We start from the raw sequence: 20341 nt of genomic DNA, 5'->3' as shown, positions 1-20341 counted from the left end.
CTGTTTCGGTTTCAGGTTCAACAAAAGTTTCCTCTTCTTCTAACTCCTCAGTCATCGGTTCAGTTACAGGAACTGATTCTACTTCTGTTTCGGTTTCAGGTTCAACAAAAGTTTCCTCTTCTTCTAACTCCTCAGTCATCGGTTCAGTTACAGGAACTGATTTTACTTCTGTTTCGGTTTCAGGTTCAACAAAAGTTTCCTCTTCTTCTAACTCCTCAGTCATCGGTTCAGTTACAGGAACTGATTCTACTTCTGTTTCGGTTTCAGGTTCAACAAAAGTTTCCTCTTCTTCTAATTCCTCAGTTATCGGTTCAGTTACAGGAACTGATTCCATTTCGGGTTCTGGAGTTACTTCTGGTTGCAGTTCCTCGTAGATGTATTCCGGGTCAACTATACTAAATGCTTCCTTAAGTGAAATTTCTCCTCGAAGTATTTTACTGAGAGCATCTTCCCCACCTGGTTTGTAGGTAATCAAGTGAACAGTATTGTTATAGACATTATTAATTGGATTACCCAATTCATCAATATATTCTAACTTTACCCAATTTTTGCCTGGATGAAATCCTTGTAAATATATTGATTGCCATCGATCGGTGACAAAACTGGTTCCATTTACAGTAACACGAATACGCCAATCATCTATTTCATCTTCAGGATCTGCTTGCGCTACCGAGTGCAATGGTGCATTGGAGAGATAGTAGTCAAGCAAGATAGGTTCTTCACCGTAGCTACCTACCGGACTATTATAAGTTAATAATGGTAAGTCGGGAGCAGGATTATTATTTGCGGTTTTGGTGAGGATGTGAAATGTAGTTTGAGCGTAAGCACCTTCGTTCTTAAAACTTTCATCCCACGGACGACACGCAAAAACTCTCAGGGTATGAGTACCTGGTTCTAAGTCAGATAAGACAATAGATTCATTGAGGTCATAGATTTTTTGATAATGTTGATTATCTAAGATTACTTCTAAATAAGGTCCTAGGTCTAGGTCAGACTTAAATATAGGTAAGTCTTGCACCTGTAGTTGCAGAGTAATATCATTGTCTTCAAATATTCGATCTGGTTGTGGGTTTTTTATTGTGATTTGGGGTTGGTATATGTCGATCGCTTGGCGCAGTTGTTGAATTATCTCTGGTGGAGAAACTTCAGAGATTTTAGGGGTGTTAGAAATAGTTACAGATTTTTTAGGACGAATTTGAGATAATTCAGAAAAGCGATCGCTACAACTGACTAAACCAGATATTAAAACTACCGTAATTAGGAATGTGATGATTTTTCTGAGATATTTTGCTTGCAAATTTATGCCAAACACTGACGATACTCCTATAAATTTAGAGTTAACATTGAAGTTTTTTCTATTAGACCTCTCCGGAAATTAAGATATAACAACCTTTTTATAGTAGTTTCAGGTATATTATCGGAGATTTCTATTGTTAACGATAATTTTTTCAGTAAACTACTCGACGCTGACCTTGGGTACAGCGCGGGCTTTTTGTAGCCCTCCATCTATCGCACAAGACAACAGACGGGAGCCTCTGGGCTGGTTTACAGAGCAACCCATTTTTGTATCATCAAAGCTCCATTGAGGTCAGCATCCCCGATCCAACTACACTCTTGGTTGGAACACTTGAAGTTCTTATTGGTTCTAACACCTATATGATTACAGCAGTGGCAAGTTTGGCTGGTATATGCGGGAGGAATGACTATTACTTTAACCCCTTCCTTAATCCCTTTGTACTCTAGGAACAAACGCAACTGATAGAAAGCCCATGAATTAGACCGTCTTCTGTGAGTCTTATTTCCAGGTTTCTCGTTACTTCTATCCCGAATACCCCTCAAGTCTTCAATAGCCACTGTTGAATTTCTGGCTTTCGCTTCCTCAATGATGCTTTTGCTAATGTTATGGTTCAGCCATTGCTGATATCTATTCTCTCTCCCTGATAACTTTTTCAAAGTCTCCCGACATCTACGTCGAGTTGACCTTGTGCCTTGGGATGCTCTTTTCTGAAGAGACGCTCTCACACGGCTGAACTTATCTCTTTTTTGCTGAATATCTTTCCCATCCCATCCTTTATCAGTGGTGGTTCTTGGTATCTCACGTCTGCCAAAATCAACACCTATTACATTCGAGGTTTTCTTCGGTTGGGGTGCAGTATCTTTTAACTGGATGTGTGCATACCATTGACCGTCTCGATGTTGGCAGATTTGAGCAGAAGTAGGTTTGTAAGCAAATAGCTTTCCTCTCTGGTAGTTGCTAGCTCTTAGAGATAACCTTAACCGTTTTCCTTTACTTGCAACACTAATTGTCCAGTCTTTATCTCGGAAGGATAAGGTTCGTCCATCACAGTCAAATGATCTAGGCTTAAAACCTTTTACCTTCTTCCCTTTTGCTTTAGCTGCAAGTCGGTTAGCTCCCACTCTGGCACAAGCACGGACTATATCATTAGCTTTTAATCCAAATTGCTCTTTAATGTCTTGATAGCAAACAACCTGTATGGAATTTCGATTCGTTAGACGATGGTTAACGTTTTCATTAATCCAAGCACAAGCATCAGTAAATATCTGAGCAGTTTCCTCAAGTTGAGAGGACTGTTCAGGGGTTGCATTTAGCTTGACTACCAAGGTTAAGGTCTGTTCCATCGCTTTTTTATTTTCACGATCATGAGCATAGCACATTGTTATTGTCGATCTCAAGGCATCGAACCTTTCGCTAAACGTGTATCCCTCTTAACGCTGACCCTTGGGGTAGAGCGTGAGCCTCACAAGCAAAGGTGAATTACCTAACCCAAGACTATTAATATGCCCTAGGTTTCTAACTTCACTCGAAAGTGTAGTCTCACAAACCAAAGTTTATCAGTATTTATTGAGGAGAAACTAATTTTTTTTTGTTCTATCGTTGATAGTTATCTATATATATAGATACAACGTTATATATACATATAGATAATGTTGATCGATTTAAGATTAGGCACTTGAACTGAAACTCAAGGGTTTTAGCTAGAGAGAATAGGGAATTATATACATTTTATCTATATTAGACATAGGCGTGATAATCAAAAATAAAATCAATTATCTCTCATAAATCATCAATTCTTTCCCCCTACTCCCTACTCTGTACGGACGTTGCATGCAACGTCCCTACTACTCCCTCTTTTCCGGAGGAGTCTATTGAGTGGGGAACTCCTGTAAATGAGTCCCAACTGTAGATAATTAATTCACAAGATGGACAAAAGGTCTTAAAAGCTTGGCAAAATGTGTAAATGTCCATCTTGACCATGGTCAAATTTAAAGATTAGTTAATTTTGAGTTTTGTAAAATTTTCGGTTATATGCCTTGACTTTTTTTCTCTACTGTGGAAAAAAATCATACTTTATTAATCCGTCATCAAGAAATTTTAATAATTGTAAACATACAACTTAAACTTCTTAAGCAAGTCTATAATCACCTAAAGAAGTTCGCACTTACATCGAATCGGTAAAACCAAATCTATGTATTTGTGAGATTTGCGCCAAAATATTGTTAAAATATTATATAGTTTTGGCATAAACGAAAGAGTGTGGTGTTGCACTCCAGCAATAAAGCAGTTAAAACCTGTAAACTTGCAAAAGATGTTGATAATTCTTTACAACTTTTATCAGTATCTACAACATAAATAATTTAGTTAATTGTCTTTGGGAGAGGAGAGTCTTCATGACCATAAGTCCTCCAGAGCGCGAGGCAAAAGTAAAGGTAACCGTTGATAAGGACCCAGTACCTACTTCATTTGAAAAGTGGGGCAAGCCTGGTCACTTTGATCGGACTCTATCCAGAGGACCAAAAACCACTACCTGGATTTGGAACCTCCATGCTGACGCTCACGACTTTGATAGTCATACTTCTGATTTAGAAGATATATCGCGCAAAATCTTCAGCGCACACTTCGGCCATCTGGCTGTAATCTTTATCTGGTTGAGTGGCGCATATTTTCATGGCGCTAAATTTTCCAACTATGAGGCTTGGTTAACAAACCCCACAGGAATTAAACCAAGTGCTCAAGTAGTATGGCCAATATTTGGCCAAGGAATTTTAAATGCTGATGTTGGCGGTGGTTTCCACGGAATACAGATAACTTCTGGTCTATTCCAATTGTGGCGTGCTAATGGCATCACTAACTCCTTCCAGTTGTACTGTACAGCTATTGGTGCTCTAGTAATGGCAGCCTTAATGCTGTTTGCTGGTTGGTTCCATTATCATAAGCGCGCTCCCAAACTGGAATGGTTCCAGAATGTGGAGTCAATGATGAACCACCACCTAGCTGGGTTATTGGGTTGCGGTTGTTTGGGTTATGCAGGACAACAAATTCATGTGTCACTACCCATCGACGCTTGTTTAAATGCTATAGATGCAGGTAAGCCACTAACAGTAGGTGGCAAAGTAATAGCTACCGTGGGTGATATTCCACTGCCTCACGAGTGGATTTTGAACCCCAGTTTGATGGCAGATATATATCCTAGCTTTGCCCAAGGTTTGACACCATTCTTCACTTTGAACTGGGGAGCTTATACAGACTTTCTAACATTCCATGGTGGTTTGAACCCACTGACAGGAGGTCTGTGGTTAAGTGATACAGCACACCATCACCTAGCTTTGGCAGTGCTATTTATTGTTGCTGGTCACTTCTACCGGACTAACTGGGGAATTGGTCATAGTTTTAAAGAAGTTTTAGAGGCTCACAAAGGTCCCTTTACAGGCGAAGGCCACAAAGGGATGTATGAAATCTTTACAACTTCCTGGCATTGCCAACTATCTTGGAACTTGGCATGGATGGGTTCACTATCAATTCTGGTAGCTCATCATATGTACGCAATGCCTCCATATCCCTATATTGCTACTGATTATCCTACTCAGCTATCTCTATTCACACACCATATGTGGATTGGAGGGTTCTTGATTGTTGGTGCAGGTGCTCACGCAGCTATCTTCATGGTTCGTGATTACGATCCAGCCCAACACGTCAACAACCTGCTGGATAGGGTTATCCGTCACAGGGACGCGATTATCTCCCACTTAAATTGGGTATGTATATTCTTAGGCTTCCATAGCTTTGGGTTGTACGTCCACAACGATACTATGCGTGCGTTTGGCCGTCCCCAAGATATGTTCTCTGATACTGGGATTCAGCTACAGCCAATTTTTGCCCAGTGGATACAAAACATACATAGTTTGGCTGCTGGTAATACTGCTCCTAATGCTTTAGCATCTGTTAGCCCCGTTTTCGGTGGGGATGTAGTAGCAGTAGGTGGCAAAGTGGCAATGATGCCAATGACATTGGGTACGGCGGACTTTATGGTTCACCATATCCATGCCTTTACAATCCACGTTACAGCTCTGATTCTTCTCAAAGGTGTACTGTATGCTCGTAGCTCTCGTCTAATTCCAGATAAGGGTCAACTAGGCTTCCGGTTCCCTTGCGACGGTCCTGGTCGTGGTGGTACTTGTCAAGTTTCCGGTTGGGACCATGTGTTCTTAGGTCTCTTCTGGATGTATAATTCTCTATCAATTGTGATTTTCCACTTTAGCTGGAAAATGCAGTCAGACATTTGGGGAACAGTAGCCGCAGACGGTTCAGTATCTCACATTACCTACGGTAACTTTGCACAAAGTGCAATAACCATTAATGGTTGGTTGCGTGACTTCCTTTGGGCGCAAGGTTCAAATGTAATTACATCCTACGGTTCAGCTCTGTCTGCCTACGGTTTGTTGTTCTTGGGCGCACACTTTGTTTGGGCATTTAGCTTGATGTTCTTGTTCAGTGGTCGTGGCTATTGGCAAGAGTTGATCGAGTCTATTGTTTGGGCTCATAATAAGTTAAACTTTGCTCCAGCAATTCAGCCTCGTGCTTTAAGCATCATCCAAGGTCGGGCAGTGGGGGTAGCTCACTATCTCCTAGGTGGAATTGCTACAACCTGGGCATTCTTCCTGGCTCGAATAATTTCAGTAGGATAAGAATCCAATAACGTTTTAACATTCTTCCTTGGGGGTTGACTCATCCTCAATCCCCTATTTCAATCTAAATTCTCACTAAATTCTCAAAGACTCGCGAGACTTAGATCAAAGATTTATGGCCACAAAATTCCCAAAATTCAGCCAAGACCTGGCACAAGATCCAACCACCCGGCGGATCTGGTACGGGATTGCTACAGCTCATGACTTTGAGACCCACGATGGCATGACGGAGGAAAATCTTTACCAAAAGATTTTTGCTTCTCACTTCGGCCATCTGGCAATCATTTTCCTCTGGACTTCCGGTAATCTGTTCCACGTTGCCTGGCAAGGAAACTTTGAACAGTGGATTAAAGATCCTCTGAATGTACGTCCCATCGCCCACGCGATTTGGGACCCTCAATTCGGTCAAGGTGCAGTAGATGCCTTTACCCAAGCTGGAGCCTCTAATCCAGTAAATATTGCATACTCTGGTGTTTACCACTGGTGGTACACCATCGGTATGAGAACAAATGGAGACTTGTATCAGGGTTCTATCTTCCTCCTGATCTTGGCATCCATCATGCTATTCGCTGGTTGGTTACACCTCCAGCCCAAGTTCCGTCCTAGCCTAGCATGGTTCAAAAATGCTGAGTCCCGCTTAAATCACCATTTGGCTGGTTTGTTCGGTGTTAGTTCCTTGGCTTGGACTGGTCACTTGGTTCACGTTGCGATTCCTGAATCTCGCGGACAGCACGTTGGTTGGGATAACTTCCTAAGTGTCATGCCTCACCCAGCAGGTTTAGGACCGTTCTTTACAGGAAATTGGGGCGTTTATGCTCAAAATCCTGACACTGTTAACCACGTGTTTGGTACTTCCGAAGGTGCGGGAACTGCAATCTTGACTTTCTTGGGTGGTTTCCATCCTCAAACTGAGTCCCTGTGGTTGACTGATATGGCTCATCACCACTTGGCGATCGCAGTTTTATTCATCGTTGCTGGTCATATGTACCGCACTAACTTTGGTATTGGTCACAGCATCAAAGAAATGCTCGATTCCAAAGCTGGTTTGGTCGGTGGAAATAGTCAAGGTCAGTTTAACTTGCCTCACCAAGGTTTGTATGAGACTCTCAACAACTCTCTACACTTCCAGTTAGCTTTAGCTCTAGCTTCTTTGGGTGTAATTACTTCCTTGGTAGCACAGCATATGTATGCTCTGCCTCCTTATGCTTTCATGGCAAGGGATTACACTACAATGGCTGCACTTTACACCCACCACCAGTATATTGCTGGTTTCATCATGGTAGGTGCATTTGCTCACGGTGCTATTTTCCTAGTACGGGACTATGACTCCGAGCAAAATAAAGGCAACGTATTGGATCGTGTATTAAACCACAAAGAGGCTATCATCTCTCACTTGAGTTGGGTTTCTTTATTCTTGGGCTTCCATACTCTAGGTCTTTACGTCCACAATGATGTAGTTGTAGCTTTCGGTACTCCTGAAAAGCAAATCTTGATTGAGCCAGTATTTGCTCAGTTCGTTCAAGCTGCTTCCGGGAAGGCTGTATACGGCATGGATGTGCTGTTGTCAAACCCTGATAGTATTGCTACTACAGCTTGGCCAAACTTCGGTAATGTATGGTTACCAGGGTGGTTAGAAGCTATAAACAGTGGTACTAACTCTCTATTCTTAACCATTGGGCCTGGAGATTTCTTGGTTCACCATGCGATCGCTCTAGGTTTGCATACAACTACTTTGATTTTGGTTAAAGGTGCGTTGGATGCTCGTGGTTCTAAGTTAATGCCAGACAAGAAAGACTTCGGTTACGCATTCCCTTGCGATGGCCCTGGTCGTGGTGGTACTTGCGATATCTCTGCTTGGGACTCCTTCTACCTAGCTATGTTCTGGATGTTAAACACCATTGGTTGGTTAACGTTCTACTGGCACTGGATTATAGTCATATCAAATAATTTGAAGTTATATAATTATAGAGAAGTAGCTAAAAAAAATAAATAGTAGCGCGTCTAGCTTTAAAATGTGACTTAAAAAAACCTAACCCCCCAACCCCCTTCCCTAGTAGGGAAGGGGGAGAAACTCCCCAAAGGTGGTACTTGGGAACCTTGACAAAAGGTACTTCAAAGAGCAGATTATCATCAAGGAGGATTAGAAAAATTGAAAGCTGCAAGAGATATTTCACTCCACATGAATCCTACAGAAAATACCTCAAAAAGTTTTCAAGTTTTCTATAGTTGTTTATTGGAAATAATGGAATCTGAAAAAAATTAATTTGATGAAGTTGAAGAAGCACTTCGACAAAATATTATAGGGACGCTCTATGGAACACCCTTACATTGTTTTATCTCATATCATGTCTGGTTGAATAGTTATAATTAAAGCTTGTAGTAGGGCTTTAGCCCTATCTATCTTCGGGCTAAAGCCCTACTACAAACAAAAACTTTTTTATCACTTATTATCCGGACATCATATCACATATTTATTGAAAAATAATGCTGCGATAATGATGTTTACTTTCTCTTCTTCAAAACACCACTACAACCTACAGCACCCAAAGCTAATAAACTGAAAACAGCAGTTGGTTCAGGTGTAGATACTGGGGTATCTGGACGTAAAGTATATGTTATATCTCCTGCTGCTTCTTGTCCATCAATAAAGTATATAAAAGCTGCTGGCTCATCAATTTCAGGTACAGCTTCTAAAAAAGAAAATTTAACATCTGTATCTATAACATCGGAAATTAATCCTAGGAATTGATCGTCAAAAAATACCTCTGGATCAATTAAATCATCTTCAGTGTAGTTAACGCCCTCGAAATCGAAACTGAATTGGGAAACTGATAAATTAGAATCATCAAATTCAAAAAATCCAGAGTATGTTTCACCAGCTAAAGAACCTGAATCTATACTAACTTCAAAATCATAAATTATGGAAGCAGCATTAACAGGATTAGTATTAATTACAGCAAAACTGAGAATTGCACTTGTAGCAACGAAAGATAACTTTTTAAAAATGTTAGTCATGGTTTTTTTGGGTAAAAGGGAGCAAATATTTGTTGTTTTTCTGATAACTGGAACGAGTTGTAAGAAACCGGGTTTATGCAAGACAGATATTAGTATCGTTGTATCTAATATAAACCCGGTTTCTATTCTTCAGTTAAACACCCTGTAGCTTCTGGACGATAGCAGAAAAATTCCTTGCTTTTTTACTACTATACAAAATTTTACTAGTAATGGCAATACTGATAATACTGATGTCTGAAAGAAAATTTAAGATGCAGTAATTAAGTTAAATAACTTAAACTTTGAGTTTTTTCCATAGTCTGAAGATTCAGAAAAAGAGCGATCGTTTGTAAGAAACCGGGTTTATGGGAGACAGATATTAGTATGGTCATATCTAATATTATGTCCAGATAATTAGTGATAAAAAAAATTTTGTTTGTAGTTGGGCTTTAGCCCGAACTAATAAGATAGGGCTAAAGCCCAACTACGAGCTTTAATTATAACTATTCAACCGGAGATGATATAATATAAACCCGGTTTCTGTTCTTCTTAAAAAATGAAATTGTCTGGATTATTTAGAGCTACAGCATCAACATCTTGCACTAACAATAAGGAGCGAGGGCGACCATGACCAGCAGTACCATCAGGATCAATAGTCAGGATAGTATTTCCAGGACGAGAACGGAAACCAACGTAACCGTCAGCAATAGGATCGACACCTTCAAAACCAACAACACTCAATACTTGAGATAGATCAATTTTATCGCTACCAACTTCAAAATCAGTGATAGTGTCTCGTCCATCTCGCAAGCTAGTATAGACAAACGTATCGTTACCACCGCCACCAGTGAGAGTATCTCTACGTTGGAAACCAGTAATAGTATCATCGCCATCAGTTCCAATCAAATTATCCCGACGTCGAGTTCCCTCAATTACTTCTCCAGGAGTTGGTAAATTCAAACTAACAATTAATGGATCGTGGTCGCTTGCTCGCTGATTGGTTTCAGCAAATTCACTGTTCACATGAACAATGTCAAATTCAGCGCCTTCATCCAAGCTATCACTCACCAAAATATGATCCAGAGACTGAGAATTTCCTTGGAAGATGAAACTATAACGCTCATTCTCAGGTAGTGTTTCTGTTAAGTTGGTCAGATTTTGTTCCAGGGTATCAAGTGGAGAAACAAACTCAAACTCGTTGAAATCTCCTAGCACTACAAGATTTGCATTGGGGTCAGCAGTTAGAGCATCTGCAACAAATCCCTGGACTGCGTTTGCTTGAGCTTGTCGCTCATCAAGACTACCATTAACGGTTACATCTTCCTGACGAGCATCAAAAGGTTGTTCAATACCGAGAATTGGCGCACTACCTCCCTTGGAAGAGAAGTGGTTACTAACAACACTAACTTCTTGACCATTAAACTCAAAGTCGGCAACCAGTGGCAAACGAGCGCCATCGAAAGCACTACCAGGATTTTGGTCTCCAATAGTTTGAACAGAATCATCAACTAAATCAACACGATCGGGATTATACAGGAACGCAGTCCGGATATTTCCACCGGGTTGACCTCCGCTAGCACCATCTGTAATAAAGGTATTGTCAATAAACTCGTAAGTTGGACCACCAGCAGCAGCGATCGCATCCACCAAAGTTTGGAGAGTTTGGTCAGCAGCAATAGTACCATCATCCAGAGAACCGGTATTATCCTGAACTTCTTGTAGTCCAATAACATCTGGTGTATTCAGGTTGTTAATAATTTGGCTAGCAATGGTGTCAAAGCGACCATTAGCAACATCTGTATCCCCATCACTATCATTTGGGTCGAGGTTGAGAACGTTGTAACTGGCAACAGTTAGCTGCTCATTTCCTGGTGTAATGTTGGTAACTTCAGCTTGAATAGTGGAACTACTAGCAGTAAATGACTGAGTGGGTTGAATTTGGAAATTACCAAAGTCATAAGAAACCACCCCAGTAACATCTCCCAGTTGACTACCGACATCAACTTGAGGTAAGTTGAAACCTGGTAAAATTCCAGTATCTTCATCAATCTGGATTTTCTCTGGATTGAAATCATTGGGACTAATGTTGAGCGTACCACGATCGCTAATTCCTGTAGCACCTACACCATTATCAACAACAGTAAAGATTTCACCGAAGCGGTTTTTGGGAGCAGTTGCCACTACATTTTGAGCAGTCACTCGCATTCCTTCTAAAGACTCGAAGAAGTCAATACCATCCGTTGTCGGATCAAAGCTAGCAAAAGCATCATCATCAATATTTTCCGTTGGAGGTACGCGACCACCAGAACCGATGATGACTGCATCAGGAAGAGCATTACCACTGGAAAGATTCGTAATTGTAGGACTACTAATCTGAGTAGTAGATAAGTTGCGAGTAGAAGTACCACCAGGAGTAAACTCAGAGACTGTACCATCAACTTGTAGTTCATCACCTACACTGACTCCAGGCGCTGAACCAGTGAATACAAATATACCATCAGAGGTCGCATCATCACTATCTCCTGTTGGATCTTGTAGATAGAAACCATTACTATCTACTGCTGTGACAATACCTGTAGTAGTAACTGCTTGACCTTCTAAAGCGGAGGTGTGACTTGCACCTTGAATGTCGTAGATAGGAGTTAAAGTTGGTTCTCCACCACCACCATTATTGCCACCATCACCAACAGTAGGATTAATAGTTCCAAAGGTATCAGTACCAATGGTGGGGTCAGTATCAAAAATTGCTGGAGTTACATCAGTTCCATTAACATCAAAAACTTGACCGTTGTCTGGATCGTTAATGGCATAAAGGTCTCCTACACTACCATCCCTAAAAATAAGTCTGGGTTCATCACCTGTAAAGGTAAAGTCTGTTCCACCGAGGTCTGTTCCATACAGGAAGGCTTCATCACCTGTTGTATCAGGTACACCAATAGCATCAAAAACTGTACCAAAAGTTGATAAGTCATCTGCTACCCCATCATTGTCAGTGTCAATGTCTGTAGAGGTATTTCCTGTAAAATCAGACAAAAGCGCTACTGTAAATGAAGGATTTTCCAAATCTGGAATATCGACAGTTAACAAACCATTAGCATCGAAAGTTCCTGAAACTGATGCCACACGATCTACTATTCCTGCACTGCTACCAGAGTCACTTTCAATACTAACAATTACACCATCAAAGGAATCTCCTGGTGTGCCACTGAGTTCAAATGTTGTTAATGCGGGATCTGTCCCTATTGGATTAGGTTGGAATTCACTAATTAAAGGGGTTGTTCCACCGCTACCGCTCTCACCTGTAATCTCAATGTTATCAATTGCTATATCCTCATCACGAGAGTCAAGATCAAAGGTAATGCGAAGGTCTAGGGTAGAACCTGTTCCAGAAATTGCACTTGAGAAGGATGAAAAGGTGTCTGTTACCTCTGTTCCGTCACCATTCCCATCAAAGTCAGTATCTTGTGCAGGAACAGCGTTGAATTCATCATCATCAGGAATACTTTCAATCGCCAGTAAATTCGTAAACCCACCACCATCAATCTGATACTCAAATAAAACGAAATCAGGTAAATCCCAATCCTGATTACTACCATCATCGTCTTCAGCTAACAGCGTGCTAAAGTTAAGATTGGTGAAACCAGCAATATCAATCCCTGAGAAAGTTAATGTTTGCTCGGACGCAGCACCTTCTCCATCAATGTCTTGAGCAGCGAAATAGAAGCTACCTTCGGGATTTAAAACTTGGTAAAAACTGCCAATATTACTACCATTAGTGCGAGTGAAAAAATCACCAGCTCCATCACTGAATTCTGGAATTGAGGTAGTATACCTCGTTCCATTACCATCAGTCTCAAAATTTTCAACAAAAAGTGTAGTCATAGGAAAATTTTCTCCAATTTTTCTTTAGGCCGATATTACTAATGAAAACTATTGAAAATTCAAAACATTACAATACATTCACATTGTTGTGAATTTACACTCAGATATATTAACCTGCACATCCTTTTCTGTTAGATTACTTAGTTAATCTAAACAAATCTATCTTGTGTTTTGGTTAAATTTAGGTTAAAATCTCAGTATATTTACAGAAACTTCATTTGATTTATCAATTTTGTAAAGATTATGTAAAATAAATAAATTATTGGCTGCAAAAACCTGATTTTCATGTTATAATTATTTATTTTTTTAGTCTGCCTAAAAACACAAAGAAACCGAGTTTTTTGCCCTAATTATTCGTTTTCCCACTAATTTTCGTCGAGAAACCCTGTTTCTCCACAACTCCTGAGCTAGTCAAGACAACGACTGCCACTAATATCAAATCCGGTTGAATACTTATTATATGCTTGGGGGAGATGGGGAGGTGGGGAGATAGGGAGATAGGGAGGTGGGGGGATTAAATATTGAAGTAATTATAGAATTATCAACATATATTATATAACCGGATTCTATATAGGAATCCGCGCATAGGTTGCGGGTAATCAAAAAGTAGATAAAAAACTGAAACTCACGCCTGTTCCCTGTTCCCTATTCCCAGTTAAGTGTTCCCTATCTCCTTTTTATATTTTTACAAACAGTCTCTAACTAATATCAAAAACATGATAACCCCATGCAGGTACATCCAAATACAGACCTCGTGAAATTAACTTATCTCCCAAGCGATCGTAACTAACATCATTCATTAAATCTTGTAGTCTATACCTTTCACCCCTGAGACTCTCAAATGGTAAATGAACGTAACACTGTCCCTGATAAGAAGCATAGTTAACAGTTATCAACAAAAGTCGTTCATCTTTTCCTTCCCAGACAAAACAAATAAAATTATTCCATGTCAAATTTCCTTCCCATGCAGCTACACATTCGAGTAACTGCCAATTTCCCTCACGAACAATATCCAGAGCCAAACAATCTAATAATTGATGGTAAAATCTCTCTAATTTGGGAACAGTTCGTTCTTGAGGAGCATAACATAAGTGCATCGAAATTTTCTGAGACCAACCTTGTAACTGACCTTGATGGAAAAAACGTAAACCAGGGGTAAAATAAGTCAAAATGGCAGCAGCTTGATGCACTCTTGGTGGAAAAGTTGCATTTGCCCTGGGTTCATCGTGATTTTCTATAAACCGTGCTAACTTACTTTGAAAATCAAGATCGGCATAAAGATGTTCTCTAACTGGAATTGTCTGCTGTTGATGGAGGCGATCGTATAAGCGTTTATCATAAGTGTAGTCAAATCCTAACTGTTGCAGTTCCCACTCCAAATTCCAATATACTTCTGCCATAAAGATAAAATATGGATATTGCTGTTTGATTCGGGAAATTGCATCAGACCAAAACGGTTCCATTGGAATACCCCAAGTATTCTCAAAAATATTTGGTAATATTAGCATTGCCATATCGCAGCGAACACCATCGCACAAATGAGCAACATTGAATAACTCTGCTAATATCGCCTCCTGTAATTTAGGGTTGCCATAGTTCAGTTGCAAAGTATCAGACCAACCTGGAAAATAGGGGTCTCTTCCATGAGCAAATATTTTGCTACCTGCTGGCAATTCTACCTGTATATAGTTGTGGGGTTCTCGTTCGATATCAGCTTGGGTTCCCTGAATATAAAAGTCGGAGTTAGTTTCTACCCAAGGATGATCTGGAGCAGTATGGTTGGGGACAAAATCAAGCATAAGTTTTAGACCTCGTTGATGGAGGCGATCGCGCAGTCGCAGTATTGCTTCATTGTCACCGAGGTTTTTATGGATGTGATAACCAGTTACAGCAAAACAAGACCCACAAATATAATCTTCTTGGAACTCATCACCAAAAAGTTCTATAGCTTCTTTTCGCCAATCAGGATTGCCACGAGATATCTCTCGCCCCATTATTCCTGTTTGCCAAACTCCTAAAAAGTACACCCAGTCAAATCCCATGTTTGCTATTTGATCTAATTCGTTATCGGGAATATCATCTAAGGTGGCACGATCGCCTAGTTTTTGGGATATTTGGTTTAGCCAAACTCGGGTGTTAACTTGATATAGGGAAGGATTAATCATATAAGTTAAGAAAGAAGGTTGCTCTTATACATTTTGTCTTAGTCCAAAAAATCAAAAAAAAATTAAATATACGATCTGGAAGCTCTATAATATCAAGCTATACAGTAGGATGACACATTTGAGTTTCTCTGCTTGGAGATTTATATCATAGTTATGGATATTTAAAACGATCGGGATATTTGTTATCATCCTTCACCTTGAGGAACAGCATTTTCCTCTGACACCAAAAATAGTTTCTGCATATTTACTTGGACTCCCAGGGTGAATATGAGGGTTAGCATATATAATGTAAGGGCAGCCCATAATATATGGGAACTCATGACACTCCAAGCATAGAGAGCTAATGGTAAAAATCCAAAACCAAAAGCAGTTAAAACAGAATTTCGTATTTGCTCTCCTTGTTTGAGACCGATAAAGCATCCTTCTAAGATAACAGCGATCGCCGTTGAGACTAGGAAAGGAAATAACCAAGGAGTATAACTATTGATTAAAGAATTAATCTCACTGCTATTTGTGAGTAGTCCAAATACAGTTTCAGGGAAGAAGAAAGAAACTGAAGCAAAAGTTAAAGCTATGGGAATACTATGAAGTGTAGCAACAATGCACACTGGCAAGATTTTTTCCATCTCACCTTTTCCTTTAAAGTTTCCGATCAATGTCTGTACAGTTGTCCCAATACCCTGGACTGAAAACTGACTTAATAGAACAATTTGTAGAAGTAAACCGTTTTCAACTAAAATATCTGTCCCGATAACTGCACTCAAATTTGTAAAGATGGAATAAGTGGAAATTAGAACTAAATATCGAATCAAGATATTACCTTTGAGAGCTATTGTTGCTTTTAATGCTTGACGATCGAAAAAATCGGCGATCGCTACAGGAAGATCTTTCCAGTTAATTGTTAGTCCGACGGCAATTAAGGCTACCAATAATGCTAAAACTTGACTTATTGCTGTTGCTAAACCTGCTCCGCTACTTGCCCATTGCCAACGATATATAAATACATAGTCTAGTGCTACATTAGAAAGGTTGCCAACTAAGGACATTAGTAAAACAATGAAATTTTTTTCCCTTCCCAGAAACCAACCAATGAGAACAAAATTGAGTAAGACTGCTGGTGCCCCCAAAATACGAGCGTTGAAATACTCAATTCCTGATGCTTTAATGGTGCTAGAGCCACCTAAAATTGCAAATCCAAGTTTTTGGATGGGATATTGCAACAGTAGAATTGTTAATCCGATAGCTAGGGCGATCGCTCCACTCCGTAAAACTGCCAGCAAAATGTCTTTATTATCCTCTCGCCCCACAGCTTCAGAGGTAATAGCATTTGTACTATTGCGCAAAAATTTGAAAATTCGATACAGATAGTCAAATAAAATGGTAGCTAAAATTACCCCCGCCAAGTACCGAAGGTCGCTTAAATGACCTAGAAAAGCACTATCACATAAACCAGCTAAGGGAACCATTATATTAGAAAAAACGCTAATACTGGCAAGTTTGTAAAAGCGGGGTAAGAAACTTTGATACTGAGATGGTAAAGTCAAGTTCATAGATTTCTTGTCGATTAGTTTAGCTATCAAAATAGGAAACCGCTTCAATCAGTTTGAGACCACATTCTCGGATGAGATTTACAGTAGTTTCCGCGCGTTATGAGGTACATATATTGACGGTTAAGAATGCGCGAATTTAGAATTTAGAGTTGAGAAGTTATCCAGGGTATGACTACTACGAAGTTTACCGGAAATGTTTGCACACTCAGTTGTAGGTTAGTTATTCAGAACCTGCTGTAAGTGCTCCTGCTATACCTCACAGGCAACGAACGGGAAGCGCTGTAAGTTTACTTAAACTATTCATTTTTTGGTCTGCATTTATCCAACTGCTGATATAGCAAACTTATTTGGCGTTCCTGAATCAATGTATGATTTTGTGAGACAATCAATAGATTTTATAGCTTTCAAGAATTTTTTCATATCCAAAATCAGCAACGCCACTTATTTACTTATTTATAGTATTTGTTTTGTGGTCTACGTTCATCCAACTTCCGATACACATCTCGCAAATCAACATTATGATGTGCTAGAGCAACCAAAGTATGGTAAAATAAATCTGCCGCTTCCGCAGCTATCGCCTCTTTCTCATCATCTTTACAAGCCATTACCACCTCTGCCGACTCTTCCCCAATTTTCTTAAGAATTTTATTATCTCCTCCAGCAAATAACTTACAAGTATAAGAACCCTCCTGGGGATGGTCACGGCGATCGCTAATCACATCAAAAAGTTGAGACAACATATCTGCAGGTGGCTTGACAACCTCCCCATCCACCAGATGAAAACAACTCCTTTCTCCTTTATGACAGGCAATATCCCCCACCTGCTCCACTCCGAACAATAAAGTATCGCTATCGCAGTCGTAGCGCATCCACTTAATATTTTGAAAATGACCTGAAGTCGCCCCCTTATGCCAAAACTCTTGCCGAGAACGACTCCAAAACCAAGTTTGCCCAGTTTCCAGAGTTTTTTGTAATGATTCCTGGTTCATCCAGGCCATCATCAACACCGTAGCATCTAAATAATCTTGAATAATAGCGGGTACAAGTCCCTGTTCATTGTAACGAACCTGCTCCACTGGAATCAATTGACTTAAACCTACTGGTTGGGAGATAGACATTATGTGCCCCAAAAAATTTGTTTGTATACTCGGAGTTTAGGATATCTTTTGAGTATTTTCTGAATGTTTAATCTTAAATTTTAATTTGTTTTTGGCTTTTATCATAAAACAGATAAATTGTCAAAAAATAGCTTCATAATTCTCCAAAATTTACTGTAAATATACAGCCACTCCAATGATACAATTAGCCAAATATAGATATAGGTTTATATTAATTTGGTGATAACATGAAATCCCCATATCGGGATTGAAATAAACACAAATTAAGGAGAGTAAAATTGGTAGTTACTACACTAAATACCACTAAATCCGAAGAAATTTTTGCAGCAGCTCAAAAACTCATGCCTGGGGGAGTTAGTTCACCAGTTAGAGCATTCAAATCTGTTGGTGGCCAACCCATTGTATTTGACAGAGTTAAGGGAGCCTATATTTGGGACGTTGATGGCAACCAGTATATTGACTATGTTGGCACTTGGGGACCTGCTATCTGTGGTCATGCTCACCCAGAAGTATTAAACGCTCTGAAAGAAGTTTTGGAAAAAGGCACAAGTTTCGGTGCCCCCTGTGCTTTAGAAAATACTTTGGCTGAAATGGTTATTGATGCTGTACCGAGCATTGAAATGGTTCGCTTTGTCAACTCTGGCACAGAAGCTTGTATGGCTGTACTCCGTTTAATGCGAGCCTTTACAGGTAGAGACAAAGTAATTAAATTTGAAGGTTGTTATCATGGCCACGCTGATATGTTTCTTGTTAAAGCTGGCTCTGGTGTAGCAACTTTGGGTTTACCAGATTCTCCTGGAGTACCTAAGTCTGTGACTAGCAATACCTTAACTGCTCCTTACAACGATTTAGAGGCAGTTAAGCAATTATTTGCCGACAACCCTGACCAAATTTCTGGTGTTATTCTTGAACCAGTGGTGGGCAATTCTGGATTTATTACTCCAGATGCAGGTTTCTTGGAAGGGTTACGGATGATTACCCAGGATAATGGTGCTTTGCTTGTGTTTGATGAAGTTATGACTGGATTCCGTATTGCCTATGGTGGCGCTCAGGAAAAATTTAATGTTACTCCAGATTTGACAACTTTGGGTAAAATTATTGGTGGTGGTTTGCCAGTGGGAGCTTATGGCGGTCGTCAGGATATTATGGAAATGGTGGCTCCAGCAGGTCCGATGTATCAAGCGGGTACTCTTTCTGGTAATCCCCTGGCTATGACTGCTGGTATTAAGACTCTGGAATTGCTGCATAAACCAGGTACTTATGAGCAATTAAACAAGATTACTCAGAAACTTGCTGACGGGTTATTGGCTATTGGAAAAGAAGTTGGTCTTGCTGTTTGTGGCGGGCATATTAGTGCAATGTTTGGTATGTTTTTTCATCAAGGACCTGTTCACAATTATGATGATGCGAAAAAGTCCGATTTGACCAAATTTAGCAAGTTCCACCGAGGAATGTTGGAGCGTGGAATTTATTTGGCTCCTTCTCAGTTTGAGGCAGGATTTACTTCTTTAGCGCATACTGAGGAGGATATTGACCGGACTTTGGCTGCTGCAAAAGAAGTTATGTCTGGTCTTTAAGAGTTTGTCATGGGTAATGTGATTTGTCATTTTTCTATTACCCATCTAAGTGCAGCGATCGGTTAGCAGTTAGCAGTATATTCACGATAAGTTAGGTGGAAATAAAAAGTTTTAGTGTTTAAGGTGTGGTTATACCGCACATCGGGATTGGAACGGCGCTCATAATATTATGTTACGAACTTTGCAGGACTAGGCGAATAGCACTCACTTTAACTGGTGATGCTATACAGATTGAAGATGCATAGCTTTGAGTAGGTTAAATGTTGCACTTGAGTTATGAATTTCCTCGTTTATCATTAGGTTCTATCGTTATATATCGTTATGAGAAAATTAAATAGTATTGATTAGGAAAAAACTATAGCGCTACTATTATGAGTAATTTTTGAGAATCCAGTATTTTCTAACCCTAGGAAGTAAATTGAATATCTTTTTCTTTTTTGATTAGTGATTTAATCGACAAAGACTCAGGTAGATAGATTCAAAACTATTACGCAATAGTTCCGAGGAATTTTCCAGCTGAGAGTATCTTCTCAACATCTACCCTAGAAAATAAATTAAATTCCTTTTTCTTTTTTGATTAGTAATTTAATCTACAGAGACTCAAATAGTATAGATTCAAAACTATTACGCAATAGTTCTGAGGAATTTTCCAGCTGAGAGTATCTTCTCAACATCTATTTTGATTAGTGATTTAATCGACAAAGACTCAAATAGATTCAAAACTATTACGCAATAGTTCCGAGGAATTTTCTAGCTGAGAGTATCTTCTCAACATCTACCCTAGAGAGTAAATTAAATATCTTTTTCTTTTTTGATTAGTGATTTAATCGACAAAGACTCAGGTAGATAGATTCAAAACTATTACGCAATAGTTCCGAGGAATTTTCCAGCTGAGAGTATCTTCTCAACATCTACCCTAGGAAGTAAATTGAATATCTTTTTCTTTTTTGATTAGTGATTTAATCGACAAAGACTCAGGTAGATAGATTCAAAACTATTACGCAATAGTTCCGAGGAATTTTCCAGCTGAGAGTATCTTCTCAACATCTACCCTAGAAAATAAATTAAAT

Annotated in this window: 9 protein-coding genes and 1 pseudogene; 3 read left to right on the top strand and 7 right to left on the bottom strand. The window is 39.6% G+C overall.

The annotated features are described in order from the left end of the window. Positions 1-1312 (bottom strand): hypothetical protein (locus F6K22_RS00290; RefSeq protein WP_293092127.1); only part of this gene is annotated, 1312 nt, incomplete at its 3' end. A 233-nt stretch (positions 1313-1545) separates the two neighbouring features. Next, complete coding sequence (locus F6K22_RS00285; protein ID WP_293092125.1) at positions 1546-2640, bottom strand: RNA-guided endonuclease InsQ/TnpB family protein; 1095 nt, start codon at positions 2638-2640, stop codon at positions 1546-1548. A 1050-nt stretch (positions 2641-3690) separates the two neighbouring features. Here F6K22_RS00285 and psaA point away from each other — a divergent pair. Together psaA and psaB are read left to right on the top strand one after the other, a co-directional pair. Continuing rightward, positions 3691-5985, top strand: a complete 2295-nt coding sequence (psaA, locus tag F6K22_RS00280; protein ID WP_293092123.1) for a photosystem I core protein PsaA — start codon at positions 3691-3693, stop codon at positions 5983-5985. Positions 5986-6100: 115 nt separating this feature from the next. Beyond that, a pseudogene (gene psaB, locus F6K22_RS00275) lies at positions 6101-7948 on the top strand (photosystem I core protein PsaB); the annotation flags it as partial. A gap of 539 nt (positions 7949-8487) precedes the next feature. Here the strand turns inward: psaB and F6K22_RS00270 are convergent. The 5 genes from F6K22_RS00270 to hisIE all read right to left on the bottom strand — a co-directional run bounded on the left by F6K22_RS00270 (position 8488) and on the right by hisIE (position 17694). Further along, positions 8488-9000, bottom strand: coding sequence for a PEP-CTERM sorting domain-containing protein (locus F6K22_RS00270; RefSeq protein WP_293092121.1), 513 nt, complete (start codon positions 8998-9000; stop codon positions 8488-8490). Positions 9001-9528: 528 nt separating this feature from the next. Beyond that, entirely contained in the window at positions 9529-12861 is a 3333-nt protein-coding gene (locus tag F6K22_RS00265) for an endonuclease/exonuclease/phosphatase family protein (protein WP_293092119.1), read from the bottom strand. A 698-nt stretch (positions 12862-13559) separates the two neighbouring features. Beyond that, entirely contained in the window at positions 13560-15026 is a 1467-nt protein-coding gene (locus F6K22_RS00260) for an alpha-amylase family glycosyl hydrolase (RefSeq protein WP_293092117.1), read from the bottom strand. Between the two features lie 185 nt (positions 15027-15211). Then, entirely contained in the window at positions 15212-16576 is a 1365-nt protein-coding gene (gene gntT, locus F6K22_RS00255) for a guanitoxin biosynthesis MATE family efflux transporter GntT (RefSeq protein ID WP_293092115.1), read from the bottom strand. Positions 16577-17025: 449 nt separating this feature from the next. Continuing rightward, entirely contained in the window at positions 17026-17694 is a 669-nt protein-coding gene (hisIE, locus tag F6K22_RS00250; protein WP_293092113.1) for a bifunctional phosphoribosyl-AMP cyclohydrolase/phosphoribosyl-ATP diphosphatase HisIE, read from the bottom strand. Between the two features lie 278 nt (positions 17695-17972). Here hisIE and hemL point away from each other — a divergent pair, with 278 nt between their 5' ends. Continuing rightward, the gene (gene hemL / locus F6K22_RS00245; RefSeq protein WP_293092111.1) at positions 17973-19271 is read left to right on the top strand and encodes a glutamate-1-semialdehyde 2,1-aminomutase; all 1299 of its coding nucleotides are present in this window, start codon (positions 17973-17975) and stop codon (positions 19269-19271) included. Positions 19272-20341 lie beyond the last annotated feature (1070 nt).

It is taken from the genome of Okeania sp. SIO2F4 (assembly GCF_010672385.1).
Lineage (GTDB): Bacteria > Cyanobacteriota > Cyanobacteriia > Cyanobacteriales > Microcoleaceae > Trichodesmium.
This window is presented reverse-complemented; position numbering and strand designations above follow the sequence as displayed.

Bases quoted from the DNA above. Each gene is read 5' to 3' on its own strand.
- F6K22_RS00285 (WP_293092125.1), bottom strand. From the start codon at position 2,640: ATGGAACAGACCTTAACCTTGGTAGTCAAGCTAAATGCAACCCCTGAA.
- psaA (WP_293092123.1), top strand. From the start codon at position 3,691: ATGACCATAAGTCCTCCAGAGCGCGAGGCAAAAGTAAAGGTAACCGTT.
- F6K22_RS00270 (WP_293092121.1), bottom strand. From the start codon at position 9,000: ATGACTAACATTTTTAAAAAGTTATCTTTCGTTGCTACAAGTGCAATT.
- F6K22_RS00265 (WP_293092119.1), bottom strand. From the start codon at position 12,861: ATGACTACACTTTTTGTTGAAAATTTTGAGACTGATGGTAATGGAACG.
- F6K22_RS00260 (WP_293092117.1), bottom strand. From the start codon at position 15,026: ATGATTAATCCTTCCCTATATCAAGTTAACACCCGAGTTTGGCTAAAC.
- gntT (WP_293092115.1), bottom strand. From the start codon at position 16,576: ATGAACTTGACTTTACCATCTCAGTATCAAAGTTTCTTACCCCGCTTT.
- hisIE (WP_293092113.1), bottom strand. From the start codon at position 17,694: ATGTCTATCTCCCAACCAGTAGGTTTAAGTCAATTGATTCCAGTGGAG.